We start from the raw sequence: 2,455 nt of genomic DNA, 5'->3' as shown, positions 1-2,455 counted from the left end.
CCTGTGCTTTTAATGTGCTTAAAAATGTTATGAATATTCCTGTCAGGATAAATTTTAATTTCATATACGTGATTCTGTTTTGCTTGCGTACAACGTTTCGTATAACCACAGTTACGGGATTAAATTTAATGTTTTTTTAGATAAGCATAGACGGTAGCAATTACGCGTGGATTCGGACGTAGTCGAATCCGCCGTAATTACGATTATACATTGTTGGCAATAGTTTTTCTTATTCGGTTTATTTCGGATCTAAATTCACTATTGGGTTCAGCATTTAGATAGAGTTTTTTAGTCACAACTCCATTGGTTCCATCATACTTTAAAACAAAATTATACGCTTTAAAGAATGAATCCGAATAGTATTGTAAATCCACAAGTTGAGATTCAGGAATCTTCATCTCTTCCTTTTGAGTTATAATTGAATAGGTCTCAAAACTATAACATCCGTCGCTCTTTTTAATATTCGTCAATAATTTTGTGCTATATGCAATTCCAATAAAAATTATAAGAGAATAAAAATTATAAGAGCTAACATTCCAATTTGGATGATATGAGAATCCACAGAATACCAAATATAGATCAGCCAAATAATTCCGAGAATCAATTGAACCAATTTTTGATTTCTATATTTTTTTATCAATGCAATAGTTTTTGTAATTCAGTAAGCTTTCTGTTTATTTCACTCCAAGGACTAGCATTATTGTAGAATTTTTTATACACAGGACCGTTTTCACCGTTTATAACAATAGTTATTTGATCCGCACTTTTACTATTCATTTCTTCAATATCTTCCAATTTAATTTTCATTTCTTCTTTTCCAAATACAATACTATAATGAACGATAGTAATTAAGTCATTCTCCGTTTCTACATCTGTAATGAGTATTTTATAGAAGAGGTCGTATAGAAATCTCCCAACGATTAATATAATAACTGTCGACCAAAAAAAGTGTTCAGAGAAAAAGTCCATTACAACAATAAATAAGGAAAAGCCTACTGTGTAGAGCAGTCCATATATCGTCTCTTTTTTATAATTATCTATCACCTTAGTTTTGGTCAATTATTGCCAACGGTCTAGTATATGAAAAGTAGCAAGTAAATAAACACATACTTTTCCTACTAAAATAACGTTATTTAAAAAACTGTACAAATTTAATTTGGCACGGAGTTAGCTATTTTTTATATACTTTGTTAGGCATAGTTTTTTTATCTTTCAGTTACTATTTCGTTAAACTTATCGAATAGTTATAGTGTATTATATATAAGTTACTATATTTGTCTCGTTATATTAAACAATTCATTTTTCTTTATTAAGAATGTATAAGTGTTTTTTATTAACTATCTTTATAAGTTGTGAATACAATAAATCAAAATAGCGAAATAGCCAATAACAATAGTGTAATTGCTTTTTTAGTCGAACAGTATGGCGAAAAAGTAAGTGAATTATTGGATAAAATTCAAAGCAGTGTTGTTAAATTGGATTTGAAAGGTGAAAAAGATGAAATTGCTCAAAATATAGAACAAATTCATAGCCACCCTATAGAATCAAATTATAAAATGGCTACTATCTCCAAAATGTTTTTAGGTGAATTGATTCACAATAAAATGATTGAAGAAATTTTTTCTAAAAGAAAGGAAGAAATTGAATTACTATTTATACCTAAAAGTAACTCAAATTTCTATTTAGTTAAACTTCTAGATAATACATTCGATAATAGAGACTCTTTTAGAAATGAAATTCAAGAAAAGTTTTATAGTAAACCATATAGCGACATTCTAAATGTAGATATTGATTTCCTACCGAAAGAAATTACAAAGGAAGATGTTATTTCAGATGACGTTATTGAAATCAGGGATTTTATTTAATGTCAGAATCAGTTCAGTCTAAAACTGTTTGTAATTTCTGCAAACAGGCAGTATCAAACGAAAATTTTTTAGTAGTTGTTGAGGCAAATAGTCCATCAGAATTTTATGATTGGAAAACTACTATAGTTTTTTATTGTGGTTTACATTATATGAAATCCTACGCTAATACAAAAGGTATTAATTTGGAAAGCCATTCCGATTTTAACGAAAAGACAAAATCACAAGGAATAGGTGAGCGACCAGAATTAATTATTGATGGAAAAATTAGAACTGATTACCTTAATTTAAGACAATTATCATATAACTCTAGATATGATGGGTATTTTTCTTCTAAAATAGGTAAAACTTTAAGAAAAGGTAGATTAAAAGATTCTAAAGAGTACTTATCAAATATTAAAGGGTGGATAGTGCCTAAATTAGAAAGAGAAAATATCCAAACGTCTTACAGTTTTTAATAACTCCGTTTTTACATAAAGATTGGCTCAAATTATGCCTAACGTTTCGTATATGATAAGTAGGCGATCATGAAGCTCTAAATTTTTGACTTAACCTAAGGTTTGATACAAGCCAAAAATATTTCAATTAGTCCT

General features: G+C 28.4%; 4 protein-coding genes. 2 read left to right on the top strand and 2 right to left on the bottom strand.

What is annotated here, in order from left to right; translation table 11 throughout:
* Positions 1 to 203 precede the first annotated feature (203 nt).
* Positions 204 to 470: a hypothetical protein gene (locus K8344_RS13795; protein ID WP_237609263.1), complete on the bottom strand. Its 267-nt coding sequence runs from the start codon at positions 468 to 470 to the stop codon at positions 204 to 206.
* A gap of 166 nt (positions 471 to 636) precedes the next feature.
* On the bottom strand, positions 637 to 1,059 hold the full coding sequence (locus K8344_RS13790) for a hypothetical protein (protein WP_237609262.1): 423 nt from the start codon (positions 1,057 to 1,059) through the stop codon (positions 637 to 639).
* Positions 1,060 to 1,352: 293 nt separating this feature from the next.
* Here K8344_RS13790 and K8344_RS13785 point away from each other — a divergent pair, with 293 nt between their 5' ends.
* Both K8344_RS13785 and K8344_RS13780 read left to right on the top strand, forming a co-directional pair.
* Positions 1,353 to 1,865 (top strand): hypothetical protein, encoded by a 513-nt coding sequence (locus K8344_RS13785; protein ID WP_237609261.1) that lies wholly within the window; start codon positions 1,353 to 1,355, stop codon positions 1,863 to 1,865.
* The gene (locus K8344_RS13780) at positions 1,865 to 2,320 is read left to right on the top strand and encodes a hypothetical protein (protein WP_237609260.1); all 456 of its coding nucleotides are present in this window, start codon (positions 1,865 to 1,867) and stop codon (positions 2,318 to 2,320) included. The genes K8344_RS13785 and K8344_RS13780 overlap by 1 nt, the downstream gene beginning before the upstream one ends.
* Positions 2,321 to 2,455 lie beyond the last annotated feature (135 nt).

Origin of the sequence: Aequorivita xiaoshiensis (assembly GCF_022008395.1) — a bacterium.
Taxonomy (GTDB): domain Bacteria; phylum Bacteroidota; class Bacteroidia; order Flavobacteriales; family Flavobacteriaceae; genus Aequorivita; species Aequorivita xiaoshiensis.
This window is presented reverse-complemented; position numbering and strand designations above follow the sequence as displayed.